The sequence below is a fragment of the Parabacteroides sp. 20_3 genome (assembly GCF_964238835.1).
Classification (GTDB): Bacteria; Bacteroidota; Bacteroidia; order Bacteroidales; family Tannerellaceae; genus Parabacteroides; species Parabacteroides distasonis.
Genome location: NZ_CAXSNO010000012.1, coordinates 31,123 through 52,214, shown reverse-complemented (window position 1 = coordinate 52,214; position 21,092 = coordinate 31,123). Strand labels below are relative to the sequence as shown.

The window sequence follows — 21,092 nt, the reverse complement described above, 5'->3', positions numbered from 1 at the left end:
GAAATATGGGCGTTGATTTGAAACGCTCTATTTCTATTCTCGGTGAAGATAAAAGAGTGAGCAAACAGATCAATAGCTAAGGGTGGGTAGATTTAACCAAACAGACATCCTTATCTCCTTTCACCCACCCTAGCTATTGTTCTTATTTTACATGGATTCCTTTTGTATTTCTCATTGTTTCCATCACGGCATGAGTGTCTACTTGGACCTTTTCTTGTATAAACTCCGGGAGGTTGTAAGTCCACAACAAGTCTTTATAATATTTTACGGGATTTCTTTGTGGCAGGAGGAATGGTTTATGGGCCGTGCCTTTATCATCGATATAGCTAAAGAACGGGCGTGTGTATAATCCATCCAACCTGCGACTGCTAAATACCAGCCAACGATTGTTGCGGCTCCATGAATGGTAGCTTTCTCCTTCGGTACTGTTCGCCTCGCTCAGCGGGTACGTCTTTCCGTCGGATAGGCGGATCATATATAATTCAGCGTCTTTATGCCAAACCCCGAAACCGCCATATTCCTGTAGGGTAAAAGCCAGATATTTACCATCCGGTGAGATTCTAGGGAAGGATACGCTTTTGTGGTTGGCCCGGCCATTGTATAAAGTATCTACTTGCTGGCCTAGGGTGCGGGTTTCCGGGTCAAAGTCGACACGGCATAGGCTGTAGGTCATTTGTCTGAAATTCTTAGAAATAGAATCTACGGCGGCGGTCGAACTGAAATAGAGGCTCTTCCCATCGGGAGAGAACGCAGGGAATATTTGCCATGCGTCTTTGGAATTTAACGCTTCGCAAGAGAATACCTCGTTCTTCTTCACGTCGTAGATCACGATATCGGAGTTATGATCCAATACTTCCAGCGTATTGGGATTATTGATGAAGAAGTTTTGGTAGGTATCGCATACGGTGGCCGCCAGATAGTTACCATTCGGATGCCAATACATGTAGACAAAGTTTGAGACGGTCTCGGGAGTCTTTGTATTTAGCTTGGTGATTTTCTTTCCATCAATCAGTACGGAACCGGCGTGTTTGCCTCGCATATGGAAAATCATTTTATCTGGGTTCCCGGAGGAAAACGTGTGGCAGTTTACGCAGTTATAGTCGGTTAGGCTATTCTCATAAATCACGCTTTGGTCATAATTCTCCAAGTTTCGTTGATAGATACCCATCCTGTTCCACATATCATTGCTCAAGGCTAATAACCGATAGGCTATATATTTATCAATGGAATCATTTACGATGTCCATATGAAAAGGCGTATAGGCGTTCCATTCGCCCTGTATGCGTTTAGCGATGGTCAATTCTATTTGGTTTCCGGCATTCTCTTTCAATAAGGCTTTCCATCTTTTTTGTGGGATCTCAAAGAGCCCCTCATCACTATAAACTTGGAATTGAGTCTTTTCCCCTTTAATGATAAGACAGTGCTCACTGCTATCGGCGATAGAGAAATTGAGCGGGGCGATGTTCACAGGGATGGTCACATCCTTGTAATCCGGATAAATGGCGATTTCCTTGTTTAGACTCTTGGCGATCTGTACGTCGCTTTTGGAGCATGAAACCATCAAGGCGATGAGAAAAAGGAAAAGATATCGGTTTGTATTTGTGTAAGTCTGTCTTTCCATATGTGTTTTATTTAGAGAGTATCAAATAGTACCAGAAAGTAGGTTGATAGTCGGCTATTCCAGTCGCTACATTTTGTCGGGCATGCCTTAGTCCCAATACACGTTGCTTGAATATCGAGAACTCGGACAGGATTTTATCGGTTACCCCATACTTGCGGCAATATTCCGGATCATGCTCCGCATAAGAGATCACGGCTTGTTGCAAGGGTTCGGGTAATACAGGGAGTACTTCCGTCCCACTGAATCTTTCAACAAACGTTTTTATAGCGGGCAGGTCTTTCGATAATAATAACGTACCGATCGTATAATCCAATGCGGCTTTATTCAGGGGATTCTCTTCCAATATAATCATTAGGTTATCAAACAATCCGATTATATTGGCGAAAAGGTCTTTGTCGCTGGATAGGCTTTTTCTTTTTGTACCTAATTCCGGGTCGCTCTCCACCGCTTGGTCATTATATAAGAACTTTCGTTGCGAGGAGGCCCATTCGTGATAGGCCCATGTCTTTTCCAATAAGGATATAAACTTCTCGGCCGCGGGATACTGTCCGTATATCAAATGGGATTTTATTAATAATTTAGTCATGACGGGACTGCCGTATGTAATTCCTACCGAGGTACCAAAAGCGAAATTGTATGCCAAGGACGTGATTCCTACATGGTAGTATATCTGGCTGAACAGGAAACTTTCCTCTATATGCGCTTGGTATTTTGAGACCAAAGATTGTATTCCGCTTTGCGGATATTTGAATAAATCAGTCTGCATGACACCCTTATGGGATAAGGCAAGGTTTAAGCAATTCAGGTGTAAATAGTTATTATAGTTCAGATCGGTGGACGAGATTATGGCGTCCCATTGCTCGGTATCTATGTAATGAAACATTTGCATCAACGTATAGAAATCTTTATTCCTCTGTTGAAGAGCCGTTTGCGTATAATACATACCGGATAAGGCAAGTAATGCTACGGCTACTAAAGCTTTTAAATAGGTTTTTATGTGATCTAAATAACGTGATAGGAAGAATAGAAGCATAACGAGTAGCGCTACTTGCCAAGAGAAGCCGTAGAATGGTTCCAGCTCAATGAAATACTCTACGTAATCTTTCATCCAAAATACATAGTCATAATCGGGTTTACTGCCCCCTAGAACGCATAGAGAACCTACGATAAGCAGCAGGATCAACGGGATGAAGCTTGCGTACCAGCGTTCGCTTTTTTGTAATACATCAAATAGTAAGATGCTAAGGGCGAATAATATAGCTACAGATCCCATCGTGTAAAACAATCCGGTCGCCAGCAAGCAACCGATTAAGGTACGGTATGTCCAATTGAATTTTCGTGCCCCGTAACTGTACTGGCTAAGAGCCAATGACCAAAATAGCATGGCTATCAGCCCTTCATAATGATAGCTATCTTTCATTAGGTAAAGATATTGGAATAAGATGGGGAGAAAGGCCAAGGGCAGAAGATACAATGCCGGATGTATTTTTCGTAAGGTCAGCCAGAATAACCAACCGGAGATTCCACCGATCAAGGCGGTCACCAGCGATCCGATCAGCGGCACCTTGAAAAACTGTATAATAAATTGGGAGCAAATCGTAGCCAATCCTCCAATTGTCTTAAGTATATTCAATACATATTCGGTATCGAACAGGAAAATCTGCTGTTGTTCCCGGTAAAAGAAGGTTGCTTCTTGAGTGGTTTGTAAATGTAACCCTAGAAGGCTGGTGCATAATAAGAGCAGAAGAATAGGTATGATCTTTTTGCTTAAGTTATTCATGTTCTTTTTACTTTATGTATGTTTCCCAGATTCGATTTATTTATGATAAGTAACGTCAATCCCCTTACTTCCTTTGGCAAGTTTACTGATTTTCCGTATATTAGATGATACTTTTCCTGTGATAAACTCGGGTATGTTATATGATTTCATGAACCGATGATAGAAATCCGTATCTTTCTGTGGTAATAGGAACGGTTTGGAGGCATTCCCGCTCTCGTCGATATAGGCGAAATAAGGTCGGGTATATAATCCGTCGATTCTTCGGCTGCTGAAAACGATCCACCGGCTGTTGCTACTCCATGAATGATAACTCTCCGTGTCTGTGCTGTTCGCGTTTCGTAAGGGATGGAAAAAACCACTCTCGATATCCAGAATATATAAATCAGCGTCTTTATGCCAGATAGAGAAGTTCCCGTAGCCCGATAAGGTGAATAACAAGAATTTCCCGTCGGGAGAGACACGGGGAAAAGAGACACTTTTCCCATTCTCTCGTACATTATATAATGTGTCTATCTCTGATGCGAAACTCCTTGTTACCGGATCAAACGCTATGGAGCAAAGATTATACTTTACCTCCGAATACTCGTGGGGCATCGAACGTGCCTCGGCGGTACAGAAATAAAGCGTTCTTCCGTCGGGGGAAAAGGTAGGGAATGTCTCAAAAGCCTCTTTCGTACGAATGGCGGGAGTACTGATGATCTCATGTTTCTCGGTATCGTACACCACTACATCCGATTGGCTATCGAAAACCTCGACCCTGTTTTTGTCATTGGAATGAAAGCTCTGGCTCGTTTGGTTTACCGAGAATGCAACGTATTTCCCGGAAGGATGCCAAGAGGGATAAACCAAGGGGGAAATCGTTTGCTCCGTTTTCGTATTTAATTTCTCTATTTTATCTCCGTCTATCAAATAAGTCCCGGCGTATTTATCTCTCATGTGGAATAACATCTTGTTGGGGTTTTGCATACAAAATGAATGGCAATTCATGCAATTTTGTCCACTGTGTTTATTTTCCATAATGGGACTTTGTTCGTAGGTTTCCAGGCTCCGTTGGTAAATACCCATCTGGTTCCAAAGTTCATATCCGGGCTCTATCAGACGGTAGGCTAGATAGGAATCCATAGGTTCCTGTGCGATAAACAACGAGAATTCCGGATAGCTCAGCCATTCCTTATCCTTAGCATAAAGTTTTACTTGTATCGTTTTGCCTGTCGCTTTCCTAAGTAGCTTTTTCCAGTTGGCGGCAGGAATATGGAATTGCCCCTTTTTTTCTTTCACCTGCAACTTCACTTCCTCAAAACAGAAAACAGCGAACGCTTCCGTATGTGCATTCTGTATTTTAAAATTCAGGGGAGCGATATTATTCGGTATCGTTACATCTGCGTAATCTGGGTATAATATCGGTTTCTCAGAGGTTTCCTTGCTTACCGGAACCGTGTCTGAACATGAAAATATCCCCAGTACGATAAAACATACACATATAATATATAGATAGTGCTTTTTCATGGCAATGAATCATTTAAGAAGGTAATAAGACCAATAGGTGTCTCCAAAAGAGTTTTTTATCAATTGGGGTAGCTGTGGGTTATTCCGGTTCTGCAATACAAGATTCCTGTAACCTGTGAATTTCCGGATGACATTTTCGGACACGTTGAACCGTCTCCAATAATCCGAGTCTTTCTCGGCTAGTAAAATAACCGCTTCCTGGAAACTCGTCGGAAGGGAAGGAAGTGTAGATGTACCGTAATATTTCTCAATGAATGTCTGGAAAGATTTCATATCCTTGGATAAAAGATAGATGGCTCCGACAAATTGGATGGGAATCTGATTCTCCGGGTTTTGTTCTGCCCGGATCAATAAATCATGTTCTAACCCATTTACACCGGAAAGGTTGTTACGAAGAGGAAGTCCTTTTCGTTTAATCCCCAGTACCGGATCTTCTTCTATGGCTTTATCATTATATAGAAATTCCCTATGTCGTTTTGCCCAGTCGTGATAAGCGTAAGTCTTCTCTAATATATCGATGTACTTCTCTGCGATTGGATATGTACCGTAAATCAAGTTGGTTTGGACTAGACGTTGTAGGTTCCGGGGATTACCGGCCCCAATCACGGTGACATATCCTTCAAATGCCATCTCTTGCGATAAGGCGATTTCTCCAAGCGTAAAATAGGCGTCGCTAAGTAAGGTCGATACGGAAGAAGTCTTATTCCAAGAGGCTAATAATCCTTGAGGCCCGTGTTGATCGAACGCGAACATCCGGTTTCCTAACTCGCCTTTCTCAGCAAGGGCGTTGTTTAGGTAAGTCAAGTATAAGTAATTCTTGATCGGACCTTGGCAGTTCCGGATGATTTGATCCCATTGTCCGTTTCGGGCATAATAATCTAGTTCCTTTAGTTGATAAGATTTTTGATCATTATATCTTGGTATCCCGAACCTGCAAAGTGCGAGAATTATGATAAGTTGTACGGAGATCTCTATCCAATCTCTCTTTTTCGAAGTGCCTTTAGGCCATGTAAATGCGAAGATCAGCGAAAGCGGCAAACTGACCCAGGAAAAATATATGACATTCGGAGCTTGTAAGATCGGATGATAATAGGCATCCGGTAGGAACGCGAAATGATAATCGGTGATGACTGTCGCCCATACGCAACTGGTCGCTATGAGTGTAAACTCGATGGGGATCACCAAGAAGACAACTCCTTGTTTGAATTGGCCGAATAATTCCTTGATGAATGCGCAGACCGTGAATAATCCGGCTATAGGCCCTCCTATCCAGAAAAGTAGAGGTGTGATAAGTAGGGCCGTAAATAATCGGAATCGAAAGTTATTGATCCGTATCCACCCATTCAAACAAAGTAGGCAAATTAAAAAGGCCACTGTTCCTTGTAGTAAGTAATTGAAATCGTATTGAGCCAATAATAAGGATAAGACGGGGAGTAAGTAAATCAGATACAACTCTTTTTCCGGGGTGATTTGTCTTACGACAGCCCTCATGGTAAGCCCTATGCCAGTGAGCAATGCGGCAAAGATAAAGGGACCGAGATAAGGGGTGATAAAAAATTGTGTCAAAAATTCCCCGATGACCGAAGATAAACCTCCCGGATAACTGATTTTATCCGCAAGATAGTCTCCGGAAAATTGGAATAGTTGAAGCTGCTCGATATAAAAGAAATGAAACTTGCTGGTTATTTGCAAGAAAACCCCTAATATGGCAAACAGTATCAAACCGAAGAGTATTTGTTTATATCTCATGGCTAGAGTATACGTTTCATTATGATTTAAAGTCAAACAAAGATATATATTTAAAATGAAAAAAGCGAATAAGCATTCGCTTTTCGCTTTTGTGAGGGGGTAACCACACATATCACATGCCTGGTTACCCGATATTAATGTTAACCCACTTGTTTATTTCCAATTTTCATTTTGAACCAAGAGGCCGTCCATCTTTTGAATCTCATTCAATGGAATAGGCAATACGCACCATTTTGCGTTGTAAATACTATTCGCATATTTCAGTAAGAATTTCTTCTCATAAGAAGTGTAGCTGTTCAACTCATCGGCGATGATACCCCAACGAGCCAAATCATACCAGCGGTGGCCTTCAAGAGCCATCTCGATCTTACGTTCCCAACGTAACGCTTGCGTCGCAGATGCTTTGGAAGCGAATTGAGAATCGGGATATAAGCCGATACGGTAGTTAGCCGCGGCATTCGATTGAGTCTTCCCGTTTACCTTGTCCTCTAATACGTATGAGGACGTAGTCTCTGCCATACCATTATTCGGATCGGCAGCCTTTACATATCCGTTGGCGGCACGGGCACGGACTTGATTGATATATTTACCGGCCTCCTTATGGTTGCCTGTTTCAATCAACGCCTCAGCGTACCATAGCAATACGTCTGCATAACGGATCAGGTGGAAGTTCTTCGCTGAAGAGTTCGTTACCGTTACGATAGACAAGCTTCCCTTGTCTGCCTTACGCGGGATGTTCTTCTTGTTCAGGTACAAGCCACCATTACTGTAATCACGTACCCAACCATCCAAAGATGAAGGAACTGTCCAATCCCAGAACGGAGTGTTGAAACGTCCGGCTGAAACATCCAGACGCGGGTCGGTGTAAACCGTTAGATCCGTATGAGGAATGTTGTTTGCGTCTAGCGTTGTAAGCGCAGGGCTGTTTTTATACTGACCATCCATCATCGGCAGACCGTTTGCGTCAACGATATGTGAGTTTACCAATTCGTTGGAGGGCTGATAGAATCCCCAACCTCCTGTACCTAACGCACCGTTAAAACCGATGTGCCACGGTCCGTTGATGCTGGAAGTTTCTTCCACTGTACCAGTGATTGCCATTTGGATATCAAATACAGACTCGCCTGTCCAGTCAGATTCGCCAGCGATGTAAAGTTCCTCGTAGGTGTCAGCTAATTTGAACTTCGTGCCGTTGTTATCTTGTCCGTTAGCGATGACATCCTCCAAGATTGTTTTCACTTCAGACCAATGGTTTTCCGTACCGTTCTTACCATCGTATGGAGAGGATTGATACATTTTCACCTTTGCCAATAAGGCACCTGCTGCCCATTTGTTTACACGACCTTTGTCCGAAGCCCATTTGCTAGGAAGATTATCGTACGCAAATTGCAAATCGTCCACGATCTTGTTCCAGATATAGATGTAGTTACCACTCTCGTCTACGTTAGAAACCTGTGGGTTTACGTTCTCCATCATCGCCGCATCGTCTACGAAAGGAACGGCGGCACCAAACAATTTCACAACTTCGAAGTGCCAGAAAGCACGGAAGAAACGTGCCTGTGCGATCGTTTCCGTATATAGATCCTTGGATTCACCGTTGATAGCGGAAAGCTCTTCTTGTGCCATACCTGCCACCTTAATCACGTTGTTGGCAACGAAGACACCATTGTAGGATTTCTTCCACTTCGTATTTAAGTAACCATTATCTGTGGTAAATGTGTAGGTTTCCAAACTGGTGAAGTCTGGCTGATCTTGGAACGTGGATCCTTTATTGGCACTACCGCCCATAACGTCACCATATACATAGTTACTTAATGTAGCCTCGAAATAGGAGTTGTCATGCATCTTAGCGTACATGCCGGTCACTAACTGATCGATGCCGGTCGGATTTGCGAAGTCGTTCTCTGTTACCGCTCCAACAGGCTTTACCTCAAGAAAATCGGAGCAGGATGTACTTCCTAACGCCAATACTGCCGTAATTGCGGAATATATAAATAGCTTTTTCATGTTTGTCAATACTTAATAGTTAATAATAGAACCATTCTTTAAGATTAGAAAGTTACGTTCACACCAACGATAAACTGGCGAGGCATACCATATGAACCATAGTCCGTGCCCATGTTACGGTCTTTAGAGTTACCGGAACCATCATCCGTACGAACTTGAGGATCCAATCCTGAATAACCGGTCAACGTGAATACGTTAGAGATCTGGCCATAGATACGGATCTTATCGAATTTGATCTTGTTCAGCCATGCTTTCGGCAAGGTGTAGCCCAACGTTAATGTCTGCATACGTAAGAATGAGCCATCCTCTATGTAGCCGGAGTTAGATTCGTTGGCAGCGATCGTACTCTCTCCCGTAGCTGTTGCCCACATCGGATAAATACCGTCCGGGTTTTCTGGACTCCAAGAGTTGTCACGACGATCTCTTGAATAAGCGGATTGCAAAGAACCGAAATGTGTATAGTATTTATACATCGCGAAAATGTCATTACCTACAGAAAAATACAAATAAGTACTCAAATCCCAGTTCCTCCATCCTAAACTAAGATTTACACCTCCGGTCAAGTCCGGATGTGGATTACCGATGAAAGTACGGTCGGATGCGTCGATCTTACCATCGTTGTTAACATCTTTCACCTTGTATTGACCTACATATTGAGATGGATTTAACGAGGCGGCGTCTGCCGTACCGTATGGTAATACGGCGCCTCCAGCGTCGTTCTTATAGCTGCGAACATCCTCCTCGCTCTTGTAGATACCATCCAATTGATAACCGTGGAACATACCAACAGCATACCCCTTCATCATGACATTCATGTTGGAGATACGAGTTCCCTCAAAGATACCGGCTTCGGTACCGATCTCTGTCAGTTTGTTCTTATAGTGAGAAAGGTTCACGCCAATCGAGTAGTCGAAATCTCCTACCTTGTCTCGCCATGTCATGTTCAAGTCAACACCCTTGTTCTCCATGTCGCCGATATTTACCTTAGGCTTGCTGGCGTTACCAGCCAAAGCCGACCAGTTTGCGTCGATCAACATGTCGGAGGTCTTCTTCAAATACCAATCAAAATTAACGCTTAAACGTTGATCCAATACTGTTGCGTCGAAACCTACGTTCAACATTTTTGAAGTCTCCCACTTTGCGTCGATATCACCGAGGTTGGTTACACCGTAACCTGTTTTCACGTCAGAATCGCTACCTGAGATGCTATAGAGATAGGTATTACCTGTACCATATTGGAAAGCCCAGTTATAAGCATCAATATTGGAGTTACCAGTCGTACCGTAACCAGCGCGTAACTTGAAGTCATCCATCCATTTCTTTGTAGATTCCATAAACTTCTCGTCAGACATACGCCAACCCAAGGAGATTGACGGGAATGTACCCCAACGGTTCTTCTCGGAGAATCTGGAGGACGCGTCTCTACGGATAGTCACGGTTGCCAGATACTTTCCTTGGTAGGAATAGTCGGCACGCCCGAAGATACCGAACATAGTGCTGACGGAACGTATATCTCCATCATTTGATAAGTTGGCGGCGGAGCCGTTGCTTATTTGCCATGTGTTCGGATCATTCTCGAACGCGTAATCGATACGTCCGGCTTGGATCCAACGGCCTAAGTTCTCACGGATAGCTTCCGTTCCTAATACAACGTTGATTTGATGATCGTCGTTAATGGTCTTGCTGTATGTAGCCGTGTTTGTCCATTGATAACCTAACCAGTAACCGGCATTCTCATAGAACTCATTATTATTACGTCCCTCCTTGTTGGTCATGATGGTACGCTTATTCATCCAATAATCCCAAGAACCGTTCAAACGGGCACTGAACTGAGTACGGATCTTCAAATTCTCACCGATGCTTTCCAGTGGCATGATCTCCGCATAGATAGCGGATTGCGCACGCAAGAAGCGACGGCGGTTATCCTTACCGTGATTAACAGACATCACGGCACTTTCCGCACGTCCACCCTCATTGTTCACGGATCCCGCATAGTCTCCACCTACCGTATAAATAGGTACCCACGGCTGGATGGAGTAAGTCTTACCGAATGTGTTGTCATCACCTTGGCGTCCTCGCTCACCGGAGTTCTCTATTACGGCGATATTTGTATTTTGTCCGATGTTGAACCACTTGTTCACGAAGAAGTTGGTGTTTGCACGCAAAGAATAACGGCGGAACCAAGACTCTTTGATCGTACCCTCACGGTTCATGTAGCCTAAACCTACCGAGTAGGTTGCCTTTTCGCCACCACCTGTTACTGAGATCTCGTGGTTCTGCACCTTACCGGTCTGTACTACCTCGTCGTACCAGTTTGTACCTTTACGAGCTTCTTCTTCTGAATAACCATCTTCCAGCATTTGGTAGTAAGCGGAACGAGACCATGTGTTTGTTCCGTCATCCTTATAGGATTTTATCCATGCGTCGATTGAACCAAACTCTTGAATGACTTGATCCTTACTATAACCAGCAGGTTTCAGTGCGTAAGGCATTGTTAAATGGCCTGAACCATCTGCTCCGATTGAGCCGAACTGTGCGTGAGTCGTGGTCAAACCGCGATATTTCAATAAGTTACGTTGACCTTCTTCTTGGAATTCCATCGCTTCCCATGCGTCCAATAGATCATAACCGTTATTAGCCATCTTGGCCACACCGAAATAACCGTTGTAAGAAACCTTTACACGGTCATCTTTCTTTCCTTGTTTGGTGGTGATGATGATAACGCCATTCGCTCCTTTCGCTCCATAGATGGCGGCGGCGGCGGCATCCTTCAAGATCTGCATGGACTCGATATCGTTCGGGTTCACGGCATCAATATCTACACCGGATACACCATCCACGATCACTAACGGGTCGGAACCATTCACGGAGCCTACACCACGGATACGGATCGTAGTCTCACCCAACGGACCGCCACCAGCCTGTACGAATACACCGGCTGCCTTACCTTGCAAGGCCTCGGCGAAGTTGGATACTGGAGTCTCTTTCAAGTCATCTGTAGAGACTACGGCCACGGATCCGGTAATGTCTTTCTTCGCTTGGGTACTATAACCCGTTACGACTACCTCGTCCAAGGCTTGGGAGTCTTCTACTAATGTAATCTTGATAGAGGTCTGGTTATCTTTAAGATGCACTTCTTGAGTTACGTATCCGATGTAAGATACTACTAAGACTGCGTTTGCGGGCACATTGTCGATTATAGCACGACCGTCCATGTCCGAGATGTTTCCGATAGTAGTCCCTTTTACGACTACATTAGCTCCGAGGATAGGGCCAGATTTGTCTACGATGGTACAGTTAACTTGTCGTCCATCTTGCTGTACGCTCATAAGTCCTGTACTGGATGTTGGATACAAATAATCTGTTTCTGTAGCAAAAGCTGTTCCGGCTCCGTACAGAAGAAAAGAAGCTCCTAAGACTAATGGCTTCCATGATACAACATTTCTCATACAAATTTAGAATTTAAGGTATAATAAAATAAAAAACACAGACTTTTAACAAAATGAATTCACTACTCTGCCATACCTCTAGGGTATGTTACATCTGTTTACATCTCAAAATAGGCAAACATCATTCTCTTCTTCTCAACTTCATTTGTGTAGCTTCTTCATTCTCATGTCTTTAATGATAAAAGCCGCTTCTTGCTTTCTTTCATAATACTAAAAAAACGACTAGTCTAAACGATCGTTTCTATTAGTCGTTTGTAAAGGTCTGTTTTTTTTTCGACACGTGCAACTTTTTGTTGATTTTTTTTATTTTATCCCATTGCTAATGGGAGAGATAACCCTTCATCGATCTAAAAAAAGCTTTTCTTTTTCAAATCATCATTTCCTCTTTTCAAAAACGCAAGATTTAAACGATCGTTTAGACTAGTCGTTTATGAAAAAACATTTAGACCATAAGTATTCAGAAATTTACTGAAATCTAGAATGTTGTTGTATATGGAAAGATCATTTTGCTGTTAGATTGTGTTTTTTATTGATTTATACCTTAAAATCTAATGTTGTATGAATAATGTAGTATTATGGAAACAGGTGTTTCTAGGAGCCTCTTTATTCTTATGTGGCGCAAGTCCAGTCATGGCCACTGAAGTAGGCGATTTAACACCAGACGTAAGGGGCAATGCCCTGCAACAAGATGGACGTAGAGTCACTTGCGTTATTTCAGACAAAGCAGGACCAATTGTTGGAGCGAATGTCCTTGTTAAAGGGACAACTATCGGAAATATTTCCGATATGGACGGACGTGTCATACTTGATGGTGTGCCGGATAATGCCATATTGGTGGTATCTTACATTGGCTATGTAACTCAAGAGATCTCTCTGAAGAATAGCCAGAACAATATCAAAGTAAAATTAGCGGAAGACACACAAGCCTTGGATGAGGTCGTTGTTGTCGGTTATGGTACCCAAGCGAAGAAAGATATTACGGGGTCTGTCGCTGTCGTATCTACGGAAGAGTTGAAGGAGACTCCGGTAGCGACATTCTCAGAAGCCTTGCAGGGAAAGGCTTCCGGTGTGTATATCTCGAACTCGGGTGGACCTAGTGGTGAGACGACTATCCGTATCCGTGGTGTCGGCTCGTTGAATGGTTCAGACCCATTGATTGTTGTGGACGGTGTCTCGAATGTGGATATCGACGCGGTCAATCCGAATGATATCGAGTCTTTGCAAGTCTTGAAAGATGCTTCCGCTACTGCGATTTACGGTGCGCAAGGAGCGAATGGTGTAATCATTATCACGACAAAGCAAGGAACTAAAAGCGGCCGGGTACGAGTATCTTATGATGGTTACTTTGGTGTGGCGAAGATGGCGAATAGTGGTTATGATTTGTTGAATGGATGGGAGGCGATGGAATGGCAAGCACAAGGTATGAGAAACGTGCGGGATTATCGTGGACAAACACCTACCGCTCATCCTCAATTCGGATCGTTGAACGATAAAGATGAATTGACGATGCCTTATGCGATTAAACCGGCCGGTTTATCAAAAGATCAAGTAATCTCGCAGTTTGGTAGTATCGATGCGTGGGTGGCTTCCTATAAACCGGATGGTAGTAATTCGTGGTCACGTTCCGCTTATTATCAGATGTTGGAAGATGGATATTCGGAAGCGGAGGCCCAGAAAGGAACGAATTGGTATGATATGGTGACTCGTACGGGTAAAGTACAGGATCATCAGATCTCTTTATTAGGAGGCGGAGAGAAAGGAACTTACTCAGCCTCTTTAGGCTATACTAATCGGGAAGGAACGATTATCTCTTCTTTCTTTAAACGTTATTCACTGCGTGCCAACTCTACTTATAATGCGAATAAATATTTCACGATAGGCCAGAATTCCAATATCGCCGTAATGGAGATGGGCGGTGAGCGGGGTCGTCAAGGCGATGCGAGCGTATTCGCCCAAACATATACGATCCAGCCATGGGTACCTGTTTATAATGTAGGTGGCGATTATGCGGGATCACAGGCCTCGGAAGGTGGACGTGCGAATACGGCTTATCAGACAGCCATGAATCAACAGGATGATTGGACTCGTTTCATGCGATTGCAAAGTGCGGCTTTCGCCGAGTTGAAACCGATCAAAGGCCTGAGTCTTCGTACGCAGTTCAGCGTTCGTTTGATGGGTATGTGGAGCCAAGCGTTGAGTGAGAAGACGATCGCTACCAATAAAGAGGGGCAATCTCAAAATTATCTGGAGGAAAACGCGAATTGGAGGTTGGATTATCAGTGGACCAATACGGCGACTTATAAGACGAAATTCAATGAAGATCATGACGTGACATTTATGATCGGTACGGAAGCTATGAAATTTGGTGTGGGACGAAGTATGAAAGCCATTCGCTATGATTATATCTTCGAGAATAATCCCAATACATGGATATTAAACAATGGTTCTTCCGACAATATGAAGAATGAAGGAAAAATGTTTGATAAAAGTACGATGTTCGGCTTGTTCTTCCGTGGCGATTATTCCTATAAAGGTAAATACTTGGCAACTGTAACGGTTCGTCGGGATGCTTCTTCCCGGTTTGGCGAGGATAACCGCTGGGGTACATTCCCTTCTCTTTCTTTAGGCTGGCGTATGTCGGATGAGGTCTTTATGGAAAAGACACGTACGTGGTTGGATGATTTAAAGGTGCGTGCGGGTTATGGAACGACCGGTAACTCTAATATCGGAGCCTATAATTATGCGTTTCAATATGCGACCGGAAATGATTATTTATATGGAATCACAGGTGCGGATTCAGGGGCGTCTCCGGGCTATGCGATCTCAAATCTGGGTGATGTGAATGCTAAGTGGGAAACAACCAAGATGTTTAACGTCGGTTTAGACGTAACGGCGTTGAATAATCGTTTGACCGGAAGTATCGATTATTATATTAAGAAGACTTCAGATTTGTTGGTGAACGCTAACTGGTCCGCTTTGGCCGGTAACGCTACTAAGCCAAAGATCAATATTGGCGATATGCAGAATAAAGGTCTTGATTTCAGTGTGGGCTGGAGAGATAAAGTCGGTGATTTTAGTTACTCGGTAAACGCCAATATCTCAACCTATAAGAATAAGGTTACCCAATTAGGTTCCTCGGATCTATTTACGAATACGCGTTTGAGTAAGGTAAACATCACCACGGTTGGTCAACCGGTAGCGATGTTCTACGGTTATCAAGTGGACGGAATCTATACGAGTGAACAAGATGTGCTGAACTATAAGACCGCGGATGGAAAAACGATTTTACCGTATGCCGTGGCGGACGAGGCCAGCTTGAATCCTCAATCATGGGTAGGTCGTTATAAGATTCGTGACGTGAACGGAGATGGAAAGATTGGGGCGGAAGACCGTACGATTATCGGTAATCCGCATCCGGACTTCACGGGAGGTGTGAACCTTAGTGTTGGTTGGAAAGGTTTTGATTTGAGTACATTCCTTTATTTCTCTGTAGGTAACGACTTGTATAAACATTATCAGTATTATACGCATTTCGGGGCATTACAAAGTAACTTCTCTAAAGATCGCTTGGAAAACTCTTGGGATCCCGTTACAAACCCGGATGGTATCTATCCATTATGGGCTGGTACATCTAATGAAGGTACGGAGGCGGCTAATGAATCCAATTCTACTTATATAGAAGACGGTTCATACTTGCGTATGCAGACATTGACGCTCGGTTATACGTTGCCAAAGAGTATCTTGAATAAGATCAAATTTGAGAAGATTCGTGTTTACGGTCAGGTTTCCAATGTGTTTACATTAACAGGCTATTCAGGTTTGGATCCGGAGGTTCGTAGCAATAATGAAGATAGCAGTAACGATATGATGAAAGGTATCGACTACGGTTCTTATGGTATGCCACGCCAGTTCATTTTAGGCGTGAATATTTCTTTCTAAAAGGATTTTCGATAAGGATATTGATAACGATTAAAAAAAACAGTATGAAAAGACTATTTATATATTCAATGTTAGTGGCGTCTTCATTAGGAGCGATGACCTCTTGCTCTGACTTCTTGGATGTGAAGCCGGTGGGTGCGGTCAGTGAAGAAGAGTTACTGAATCAGGAAGGCGTAAATTATGCGATTACAGGAATGTATTCATCGATGCTTACACAGGAGTATTTTGCGGCTCCTTTGACAAATTATGCCTATGGCGATGTACTGGGTGGAAGCGCGAATAAAGGGTCTACGTTTACGGACCAGTCTGACTTTACGAACTTGGAAACGTATGCGATCACTACGGACAACGGATATTTGAATACCAAATGGAAAGTGGTTTATGAAGGTGTCTATCGTGCGAACAACGTGATTAATATGATCGATAAAATCAAGGACGAGCTTTCCTCCGTAAAAGGCGTATCAAAGGATTTTTATACCGAAGCGATCGCCCAAGCCCGATTCTTCCGCGGATTCTGGCATTTTGAGGGAATGAAATTATTTGGTGCCGCTATTCCTTACGTGGGAAGCGAGGAGTTCGCTAGCGATGTAAACCCAAAAGTTTCCAATGTGGATGAGTCTGGCAATTATATTTACATATGGGATAAGGTGGCTGAGGATTTACAGTTCGCTTATGATAACTTGCCGGATATTTGGGCGAGCGATAAAGGGCGTGTCAATAAATGGGCCGCCGCCGCTTTCTTGGCAAAATTGAGGCTGTATCAGTCTTCACCCTATAACGGTACGAATGGTACTTCCGATCATTGGGCGGATGCCAAGGCTTTATTGGAGGCTATTATCGCGAATGGGCAGGATAATAATGGCACGAAATTCAAACTAGCGGATACTTATGAGGATTTGTTTACGGCAGGTAGTGCCGATTGGAGCGGTGAGTCCGTGTTCGATATACAGCGGACTATCTCTGGTTCTCAGGTAATCACGAACTCTATCGAAGGTTCATGGCATACGGCTCCTCCGGGAGGTATGGGTACATCCGGATGGGGTTTCTATCAACCTTCCTATGAGTTGGTAAACTCACATATCGTAGACGAGAGTGGTTTGCCGTATCTGGATAAATCATATCAAGATAAACCGGCGTTGACTACCTTGACAGATAATATTCCACATACGGATTTAGAGGTTTTTACCGATCCTCGTCTGGATATCAGTACCGGTCGTTTTGATGTCCCTTATTGGGACTGGACGGTTCCTTCTATCTTGGATGGGTGGGTACGTGATATCGCGAATGGTGGTCCTTATATGAATAAGAAGCGGCAACCGAAAAAAGCGGATAAAGGCGGTACGAGCGTATCTACGGAGACGAGTTCTACAGCCAAGAATTACCATTTGATCCGTTATGCGGATGTTTTACTTTGGTATGCCGAAGTCTTGATTCACGACGGAAATTATAAGGAGGCCGGGAAGTATATAAATGAGGTACGTGCCCGTGCGGCAAACTCGTATGTGAAGGGCGTTGATGCTGCCACGATGTTGCCCACTTCTACATCTTATGTCTTGGATGATAAAGTGAATGGGAAGTTGGATTCGAACGCTGCGGCTAATTATCGTGTAGGTTTGTATCCGGATTCGCAATTCAACAGCAAGGATGGTGCTTTAGCCGCTTTACGTTTCGAGCGTAAATTAGAGTTGGCGATGGAAGGTCATCGCTGGTACGACTTAGCTCGTTGGGGAATAGCGTACGATGAGATAAGTAATTATATCACTTACGAGAAGAGGCATCTCGGAAAGTTTGCCAACTGCGTTTATAACGCTAAATGGGTAACTCTTCCGATCCCGAATGATCAAATCGTGACCATGGAAGGCGTTTTAGTCCAGAATGAGAATTGGAAATAAATCGTAGGTTAATAATCTGTATCGGTCAGGCATGTGATATGTCTGACCGTTTTGTATATTTGCGGCATGAAGTCAACAACCCGGAGGGTTTCGGTGTTTTTTAATAAACAAATAAAGAGAATAGGATGAGACTGGTGTATATTTATCATAGCGGGTTTGTTGTAGAGGCGGAAGGCTTCTCCATCTTGATCGATTATTTCAAAGATACGAATCCGGGCCCGGCGAAGGGGTTTGTGCGTGGGGAGCTATTAAAACGTCCGGGGACGTTGTACGTCTTGGCATCACATTTCCATCCGGATCATTTTAATCCGGACGTGTTGAAATGGAAAGAGGAGAAAGACGATATCAAATATATTTTCTCCAAGGATATCTTGAAACGCCGCCGGGCAAAAGCCGAGGACGCTTTTTATATGAAGAAGGGAGATGTGTACCAAGATGAGCATTTAACGATTAGGGCGTTCGGATCGACCGATGTCGGTATCTCTTTTTTGATCGAGGCGCAAGGTAAACTGATTTTTCATGCCGGAGACTTGAATAATTGGCATTGGAAAGATGAGTCTACTCCACAGGAAGTTGCGGAGGCGGAAGGGAATTACCTGAAAGAACTGGATATAATAGCGAAATATACGCAGGCGATGGATGTTGTCATGTTTCCGGTAGATCCCCGCTTAGGGACCGATTTTATGCGAGGTGCCCAACAATTCATCGACCGGATAAAGACCGGTATCTTTGTGCCGATGCATTTCTGGGAACGTCCGGCGGAGGTCATGGCTTTTGCCCCGTATGCCGAATCGAAAGGTTGCCGGTATGTTGTCCTTTCTGTACCGGGTGAGGGTACCGATATATAATATATTATTAATGTATAGGTTTTAGAAAACATATAAATTTATTTAGGTATGGAAGTTAAAGGCAGATTTGACCATTTCAATATTAACGTATTGGATTTGGAGAAAAGTATCGCTTTTTATAACAAAGCGTTGGGATTGAAAGAGCATCATCGAAAGGTCGCAGAAGACGGTTCTTTTATATTGGTTTATTTAACGGATGAGCAAACCGGTTTCTTGATGGAGCTGACTTGGCTGCGTGACCGGAAAGAACCTTATGAGCTAGGCGACAATGAGAGCCATCTTTGTTTCCGGGTAGCCGGCGATTATGAGGAGGTACGTAAATACCACAAGGAAATGGGAGCGGTTTGCTTCGAGAATACCAAGATGGGATTGTATTTTATTAATGATCCGGATGACTATTGGATCGAGATATTACCGTTGCGATAATTCTCCATTATTATATAACAATGTTGCTTAACATAAGTTTTCGAAAAAAGAAGATAAAATGACAGGAATCTGTAAAATTTTCTTCAAATCGTATTGCAACTTGTGTTAAACCTCTTATATTTGCTACCCAGAAAGAGGAAAATCATTATTAATCCTAAATATAAAATCATGGAGAAGCCTTATGTAGTAGGTATCGATATAGGTGGTACCAACACTGTTTTTGGTGTAGTTGACGCAAGAGGAACAATCTTGTATAGTGGATCAATTAAGACTGGTAAATATGCAGACGTTAATGACTATGTAGCGGAACTTGCTAAAGGTCTGAAGTCTGTTATTGATCAGGCTGGTGGTCCGGATAAGATTAAAGGTGTGGGTGTAGGTGCTCCGAACGGAAACTTTTTCAACGGATGTATCGAATTCGCTCCGAACTTGCCTTGGAAAGGTAAGATTCCTTTGGCTCAATTGATCAGCGAACAGATCGATGGTATTCCTGTTGCTTTAACAAACGACGCCAACGCTGCCGCTATCGGTGAGATGACTTATGGAGCCGCTCGCGGTATGAAAGATTTTATCGTGATCACTTTGGGTACTGGCGTGGGTAGCGGTATCGTAATCGGTGGTAACTTGGTATACGGACATGACGGTTTTGCCGGCGAGTTGGGCCACGTTATCATGCGTCGTAACAATGGTCGTCAGTGCGGTTGCGGTCGCCAAGGATGTCTGGAGGCTTATGCTTCAGCTACCGGTGTGGCTCGTACGGCTCGTGAATATCTGGAAATCCGTAAGGACGAGAGTGTTCTTCGCGACTTGGATCCGGATGAAATCACTTCAAAAGACGTATACGACGCAGCTATGAAGAATGATAAGATCGCTCTTGAGATTTTCGAGGCTACCGGCTCTATGTTGGGAGAGGCTTTCGCTGATTTCGTAGCATTCTCTAGCCCGGAGGCTATCATTTTGTTTGGCGGTCTTACGAAAGCTGGTGATTTGATCATGAACCCGATTAAACGTTCAATGGAGAAAAATATGTTGAAAGTTTACGCAGGTAAGACTAAATTATTATTCTCTCAATTGAAAGAGAGCGATGCTGCCGTATTAGGAGCAAGTGCTTTGGGTTGGGAAGTAAGAGACCAAAGCGCTGGTTTGGAAGTCTAAATCCGGTTTTGCGTATAACGAAAAGACATTTGCGAAATAAGGCAAGCCGCATCTATATTTAGGTGCGGCTTGTTGTTTTTAATTGAATTATAAATCATAAAGTATGAGACATCCGTTGTATCAATTTCAGTTTTGCCCGGTTTGCGGGGCAAAAGCTTTCGTGGAACATAACGAGAAAGCGAAAAAATGTATGGCGTGCGGTTTTGTTTATTATTTCAACCCGTCGTCGGCTGTCGCTTGTTTCATAAAGAACGCTAAGGGGGAGTTATTGCTGGTTCGCCGAGGAAAAGAGCCGGCTAAGGGTACATTGGATTTGCCCGGTGGCTTCGTCGATATGTTTGAGTCGGGGGAGGAGGCCGCTCGCCGGGAAGTAAGGGAGGAGACGGGGTTGCATATCCAGAATTGTCGTTATTTGTTTTCCTTGCCTAATTTATATATGTATTCCGGCTTTGAGGTGCATACGCTGGATATGTTTTATGAGTGTTTGGTAGATGATTTCAATAACGTGCATGCGGAAGATGATGCCGCCGAGATCGTGATCCTTCACCCGGAGGATGTGAATCCGGAAGACTTCGGTTTAGACTCTATCCGAAAGGCGGTACCGATCTATCTTGGTAAATATTGATAGAACTTGCCTGCTGTTTGGCGCATATTACTTATATTTGCGAATTAGAACGAATAGGCACTGAAGTAAGTGCTTGTATTAAAAAGCAAATGAGT

12 protein-coding genes are annotated in these 21,092 nt (G+C 43.5%); 6 read left to right on the top strand and 6 right to left on the bottom strand.

All coding sequences use genetic code 11. The features are described 5' to 3' along the window. Window positions 1-142: 142 nt before the first annotated feature. From ACESPU_RS20190 to ACESPU_RS20165, 6 genes are all read right to left on the bottom strand, one after another. Window positions 143-1,621, bottom strand: coding sequence for a hypothetical protein (locus ACESPU_RS20190; RefSeq protein ID WP_373133624.1), 1,479 nt, complete (start codon window positions 1,619-1,621; stop codon window positions 143-145). A 7-nt stretch (window positions 1,622-1,628) separates the two neighbouring features. Then, complete coding sequence (locus ACESPU_RS20185; protein ID WP_373133623.1) at window positions 1,629-3,401, bottom strand: DUF6057 family protein; 1,773 nt, start codon at window positions 3,399-3,401, stop codon at window positions 1,629-1,631. A gap of 36 nt (window positions 3,402-3,437) precedes the next feature. After that, on the bottom strand, window positions 3,438-4,907 hold the full coding sequence (locus ACESPU_RS20180; protein ID WP_036650643.1) for a PD40 domain-containing protein: 1,470 nt from the start codon (window positions 4,905-4,907) through the stop codon (window positions 3,438-3,440). A 9-nt stretch (window positions 4,908-4,916) separates the two neighbouring features. Continuing rightward, entirely contained in the window at window positions 4,917-6,656 is a 1,740-nt protein-coding gene (locus ACESPU_RS20175; RefSeq protein ID WP_048927180.1) for a DUF6057 family protein, read from the bottom strand. Window positions 6,657-6,809: 153 nt separating this feature from the next. Continuing rightward, window positions 6,810-8,663 carry a RagB/SusD family nutrient uptake outer membrane protein gene (locus ACESPU_RS20170; RefSeq protein WP_270645557.1) on the bottom strand — a complete coding sequence of 618 codons (1,854 nt, stop codon included), beginning with the start codon at window positions 8,661-8,663 and terminating at the stop codon, window positions 6,810-6,812. A 44-nt stretch (window positions 8,664-8,707) separates the two neighbouring features. Further along, on the bottom strand, window positions 8,708-12,112 hold the full coding sequence (locus ACESPU_RS20165; RefSeq protein ID WP_270645558.1) for a TonB-dependent receptor: 3,405 nt from the start codon (window positions 12,110-12,112) through the stop codon (window positions 8,708-8,710). A 558-nt stretch (window positions 12,113-12,670) separates the two neighbouring features. On the opposite strand from ACESPU_RS20165, the gene ACESPU_RS20160 reads away from it, so the two are divergent. From ACESPU_RS20160 to ACESPU_RS20135, 6 genes are all read left to right on the top strand, one after another. Beyond that, on the top strand, window positions 12,671-16,051 hold the full coding sequence (locus ACESPU_RS20160) for a SusC/RagA family TonB-linked outer membrane protein (protein WP_373133622.1): 3,381 nt from the start codon (window positions 12,671-12,673) through the stop codon (window positions 16,049-16,051). 44 nt (window positions 16,052-16,095) lie between these two features. Further along, window positions 16,096-17,943, top strand: a complete 1,848-nt coding sequence (locus ACESPU_RS20155; protein ID WP_057326179.1) for a RagB/SusD family nutrient uptake outer membrane protein — start codon at window positions 16,096-16,098, stop codon at window positions 17,941-17,943. 125 nt (window positions 17,944-18,068) lie between these two features. Further along, a complete protein-coding gene (locus ACESPU_RS20150; RefSeq protein ID WP_057326178.1) occupies window positions 18,069-18,791 on the top strand; it encodes an MBL fold metallo-hydrolase in 723 nt (240 codons plus the stop codon). Between the two features lie 48 nt (window positions 18,792-18,839). Then, window positions 18,840-19,217: a VOC family protein gene (locus tag ACESPU_RS20145; protein WP_005867648.1), complete on the top strand. Its 378-nt coding sequence runs from the start codon at window positions 18,840-18,842 to the stop codon at window positions 19,215-19,217. Between the two features lie 168 nt (window positions 19,218-19,385). Then, window positions 19,386-20,372, top strand: a complete 987-nt coding sequence (locus ACESPU_RS20140; RefSeq protein WP_005867650.1) for an ROK family protein — start codon at window positions 19,386-19,388, stop codon at window positions 20,370-20,372. A 103-nt stretch (window positions 20,373-20,475) separates the two neighbouring features. After that, window positions 20,476-20,997: an NUDIX domain-containing protein gene (locus ACESPU_RS20135; protein ID WP_008772740.1), complete on the top strand. Its 522-nt coding sequence runs from the start codon at window positions 20,476-20,478 to the stop codon at window positions 20,995-20,997. Window positions 20,998-21,092 lie beyond the last annotated feature (95 nt).